Annotated in this window: 4 protein-coding genes; all 4 read right to left on the bottom strand. The window is 71.4% G+C overall.

The features are described 5' to 3' along the window. Window positions 1–42 precede the first annotated feature (42 nt). On the bottom strand, window positions 43–1,098 hold the full coding sequence (locus AAW13_RS42095; protein WP_046731586.1) for a LacI family DNA-binding transcriptional regulator: 1,056 nt from the start codon (window positions 1,096–1,098) through the stop codon (window positions 43–45). 95 nt (window positions 1,099–1,193) lie between these two features. Continuing rightward, window positions 1,194–2,651 carry a GH1 family beta-glucosidase gene (locus AAW13_RS42090; RefSeq protein WP_046731585.1) on the bottom strand — a complete coding sequence of 486 codons (1,458 nt, stop codon included), beginning with the start codon at window positions 2,649–2,651 and terminating at the stop codon, window positions 1,194–1,196. A 219-nt stretch (window positions 2,652–2,870) separates the two neighbouring features. Then, window positions 2,871–3,791, bottom strand: a complete 921-nt coding sequence (locus AAW13_RS42085; protein ID WP_046731584.1) for a carbohydrate ABC transporter permease — start codon at window positions 3,789–3,791, stop codon at window positions 2,871–2,873. 14 nt (window positions 3,792–3,805) lie between these two features. Continuing rightward, complete coding sequence (locus tag AAW13_RS42080) at window positions 3,806–4,798, bottom strand: carbohydrate ABC transporter permease (protein ID WP_046731583.1); 993 nt, start codon at window positions 4,796–4,798, stop codon at window positions 3,806–3,808. Window positions 4,799–4,895 lie beyond the last annotated feature (97 nt).

Below are 4,895 nucleotides of genomic sequence, written 5' to 3'. Positions count from 1 at the left end.
AGCCGGGGGCCGGGGGCCAGAGCCGGGGGCCAGAGCCGGGGGCTAGGAGGACGCCCTGATCACCAGTTCCGTGGGCAGGACCGCGTGTTTGCGTTCCGGGCCGCGGGACTCCGCCGGGCGGCGGTCGGCGATCTCGGTCAGCAGCAGGTCGATCATCGCGCGCCCCATCTCCACGATGGGCTGGCGGACGCTGGTGAGCGGCGGCTCCATGTGGCGGGCGATGGCCGAGTCGTCGTACCCGACCAGCGCCACGTCGTCGGGGATACGGCGGCCCGCCTCGCGCAGCACCTGGCGGGCGCCCGCCGCCGTCACGTCCGAGCCGGCGAAGACCGCGTCCAGCGCGGGCTCCCGCTCCAGCAGCCGGGTCATCGCGCGCCGGCCGCCCTCCTCGGTGAAGTCCCCCGCCTCGATGAGGAGTTCGTTCACCTGGTGGCCGGCGTCGCGCAGCGCGTCACGGTAGCCGTCGACGCGGCGCTGGGCACCGTACACGTCGAGGCGGCCGGTGATGTGCGCGATGGTCCGGCGGCCGCCGGCCAGCAGGTGCTCGACGGCCGAGCGGCCACCGCCGTAGTTGTCGGAGTCGACGGACGTCAGCGTCTCGGCGGCGGACCGCGGACCGCTGATCACCGCGGGGATCTCCAGCTGCGCGAGCAGGTCGGGCAGCGGGTCGTCGGCGTGCACGGAGACCAGCAGGACGCCGTCGACACGGTGCGCGGCCAGGTACTGGGCGAGCCGCTGGCGCTCCCGGTCGCTGCCCGCGAAGATCAGCAGCAACTGCATCTCGGTGTCGGAGAGTTCGGCGCCGACACCGCTGAGCATGTCGGAGAAGTACGGCTCCGCGAAGAACCGGGTCTCCGGCTCGGGGACGACGAGGGCGATGGCGTCCGTGCGGTTGGCGGCCAGCGCGCGGGCGGCGGTGTTGGGCACGTAGCCGAGTTCGTCGACGGCCGCCTCGACGGCCGCCCGGGTCGCGTCGCTGACCCGTGGCGAACCGTTGATCACCCGCGACACCGTGCCGCGGCCCACGCCCGCCCGGGCGGCGACCTCTTCCAGCGTCGGCCGCCGGGCTCCCCGGCCCCGCTCACCCTTGACCGTCATGGTCGCCGCCTTCCGTTCGCAGCTTTCAGGCCAGGAATGTAACAGCCGTCACCCGGCCGTTCCCGGCCCCGTCGTCCCCCCGGGAGGGTGCCGGGTCAGCCCTGCTCACCGGCGGCCGGCAGCGCGTTCTGGCGGATCACGTCCGCGTACCAGTGTGCGCTCGCCTTGGGGATGCGGCGCTGGGTGCCGTAGTCGACGTAGACGGCGCCGAAGCGCTTCGAGTAACCGTAGGACCACTCGAAGTTGTCGAGCAGGGACCACAGGAAGTAGCCGCGTACGTCCGCTCCGTCGGCGACGGCCTGCCGGACGGCCTCCAGGTGCGCGTGCAGGTAGGCGATCCGCTGCGGGTCGTTCACCCGCCCCTCGGGGGAGACGTAGTCGTCGAAGGCGGCGCCGTTCTCGGTGACCATCAGGGGCAGCCGGGGGTGCGAGGCCGCGAGCCCGGTCAGCAGGGTGTGCAGACCGCTCGCGTCGATGGCCCAGTTCATCGCGGTGACCTGGTCGTTGGCCAGGTGGAAGGTCACGTCGTCGGCGCCCGTCCACGGCGAGTGGTCGCTCGCGCCGTGGCCGTCGTTGCGGGTGCCGGCGTCGCCCTCGACGGCCGCGGAGACCACGGTCGGGGAGTAGTAGTTGACGCCGAGCAGGTCGACCGGGCGGGAGATCTCGGTGAGGTCGCCGTCGTGCACCAGCTCCGCCCAGTCCACGAGGTGCGCGGTGTCGGCGAGCAGGTCCTCCGGGTAGGCGCCGTCCAGGATCGGACCGGTGAAGATCCGGTTGCCGACCGCGTCGATACGGCGGGCGGCCTCGGCGTCCGCGGCACTGTCGGTCAGCGGGCGCACCTCGTGCAGGTTCAGCGTGATGGAGGTCTGCGCGGTCGCCGGCAGGTTGTCCCGCAGCGCGCCGACCGCCCGGCCGTGGGCGAGGTTGAGGTGGTGAGCGGCGCGCAGGGTGGCCGCCGGGTCGGTACGGCCCGGGGCGTGCACGCCGGAGCCGTAGCCCAGGAACGCGCTGCACCAGGGCTCGTTGAGGGTGGTCCACACGCCGACGCGGTCCCCCAGGGCGCGGGCCATGATCTCGGCGTAGTCGGCGAAGCGGTACGCGGTGTCCCGCTGCGGCCAGCCGCCCGCGTCCTCCAGCTCCTGCGGCAGATCCCAGTGGTAGAGGGTGGCGACCGGGGTGATGCCGGCCGTCAGGAGCTCGTCGGTGAGCCGCCGGTAGAAGTCCAGGCCGCGCTCGACGGCGGGTCCGCGGCCGGTGGGCTGCACCCGGGACCAGGAGACGGAGAACCGGTAGGCCTTGAGGCCGAGGTCCTTCATCAGTGCCACGTCGCCCTGGTACCGGTGGTAGTGGTCGGCGGCGATGTCACCGGTGTCGCCGTTGCGGACCTTCCCGGGGGTGTGGCTGAAGGTGTCCCAGATGGACGGGGTGCGGCCGTCCTCGGCGGCGGCCCCCTCCACCTGGTAGGCGGCGGTGGCGGCCCCCCAGACGAAGCCGGGCGGGAAGGAGGTGTGGGAGGCCGACTGGGCGGTGGGCTCGGTTCGTACGGCGGTCATGGTGGGAACGCTCCCGAAGTGACGTGAGGAAGGGGGGCAGGGGGCAGGGGAAGGTGGGGAAGGGCGGGCGAGGTGAGTCGGACGAGGCCCGGGTGCGGGGTCCTGCCGCGAGGGCGACCGGCCGGGTACGGCCCGCGGGGGAGACGGGCCGTACGACGGTCCGTACGACGGTCCGTACGACGGGACGGAGCGACGGGACGGAGTGACGGCGGACCGGGGTCAGCCCTTGACGGCGCCCGCCATGATGCCTCCGACGATCTGCTTGCCGAAGATCACGAAGACCAGCAGCAGCGGCAGGGTGCTGATCAGCGCGCCGGCCATGACGATGCTCTGGTCGGGGGTGTAGGAGGCGCTGAGCTGGCCGAGTGCGACCTGGAGGGTGGGATTCTCCTGGTTCAGGGCGAGGAAGGGCCAGAAGAAGTCGTTCCACGCCTGGACGAAGGTGAGCATGCCCAGCACCATCATCGCGGGCCGGGCGGCGGGCAGCACCACGTTCCACACGATGCGGATGTTGGTCGCGCCGTCCACCTTGGCCGCCTCGATGAGCTCGTAGGGCAGGGCCTCCAGCAGGTACTGGCGCATGAAGAAGACACCGAAGGCGCCGACCAGGGTCGGGAAGATCACCGACTCCAGTTTTCCGCCCCAGCCGATGTCCGCCATCATCATGAACAGCGGGACGACGCTGAGCTGCGGCGGGATCGTGAGGGTGGCGATGACGGCGGTCATCAGGGCGCCCCGGCCGCGGAACCGCATCTTGGCGAAGGCGTAGCCGGCCAGCGTGCAGAAGAACAGGGTGGCCGCGGTGATGCAGCCCGACACGATCACGCTGTTGACGATGGCCTTGCCCAGGTTGGCCTGCTCCCAGGCGGTCTGGAGGTTGCTCCACAGCCTGCCGCCGGGCAGCAGCGGCGGCGGGCTGTCGAGGACGCGCTGCTGGTCGTGCGAGGCGGCCACCAGCGTCCAGTACAGCGGGAAGATCGAGCCCAGGCCGACGACGACCAGGGCGAGATAGGTGAGGGGGCCGCCCTTGAGCTGCTGTCCGGCGCCGAGCTTGAGGCGTACGCGGTTCTTGGCCGGGGCGGCGGCCGGCGGCCTCGGGTCGAGGTCCGGCGCGGTGTCGGTGGGGCTTGTCGTGGTCATCGATATCGCTCCCGTCAGGCCGCGTTCTTGCGCAGGAACCGGCCGACGATCAAGTTGATCAGGGCGATGAGCAGCAGCAGGGCGAGCATCGCCCAGGCGACCGCCGCGGCCGGACCGAGATGCCCCAGCTTCCAGCCGTAGTTGTAGAGGTAGATGCTGAGGGTCTCGTACTGGTGCTCGTTGCCGCCGGTGGAGCCGAGCGTGCCGCCCTGGAGCAGCAGCGGCTCACCGAACAGCTGCATGGAACCGATCGTCGAGATGACGATGGTGAACAGGATCGTCGGCCGCAGCGAGGGGATGGTCACCTTGCGGAACTGCTGCCAGCGCGTCGCCCCGTCGATGGAGGCTGCCTCGTACAGGTCGGTGGGCACGGCCTGCATGGCCGCCAGGTAGATCAGGGCGTTGTAGCCGGTCCAGCGCCAGATCACGATGACCGAGATGGCGATCTTCGAGGTCCATTCCCCGTTGCCCCAGTCGGTGTTGCCGATCCCGACGAAGTGCAGCACCCAGTTGAGGATGCCGCCGTCGGCCCGGAACACCAGGGCGAAGACCAGGGCCGCGGTCGCCACCGAGGTGGCGTACGGGGTGAGGACGACCGTCCGCCAGAACGTGCTGGCGCGCAGCTTGTAGTTGAGGAGGTGGGCGAGGCCCAGGGCCACGAGCAGCTGCGGGACGGTCGAGATGACGCCGATCAGGAAGGTGTTGGTGACCGCCGTCCAGAACTCCGAGTCCTGGAGGATCTTGGTGAAGTTGTCGAAGCCGACCCATTCCGAGGTGCTGAGGCTCGTCATCTCCACCCGGTGCAGGGCGATCCAGCCCGTGTAGAGGAGCGGGTAGAGCCCGAAGGCACCGAAGACGAGGAAGAACGGGGCGATGTACGCGTACGGGGACGCGAGGTCGTCGAAGCGCCACAGCCGGCTGCGCCAGGTGCCGCGTCCGTTCGGCGCGGTACCGGAACCGCCGGCGGGCGGGGTGGGGGCACCCCGTGTGGGTGTCGTCGTTGCCACGGGGGATTTCCTTCCTGGGGGATCGGCCGGGGAACGGGGGCGGGACGAGGCGGGACGGGACGAGGCGGAAGGGGACTGCGGCGGGGCGGGACCGTGG

Origin of the sequence: Streptomyces humi, assembly GCF_001005085.2 — a bacterium.
Classification (GTDB): Bacteria; Actinomycetota; Actinomycetes; order Streptomycetales; family Streptomycetaceae; genus Streptomyces; species Streptomyces humi.
The sequence above is the reverse complement of the archived record's forward strand: the minus strand, read 5'-3'. Positions and strand labels throughout refer to the sequence as shown.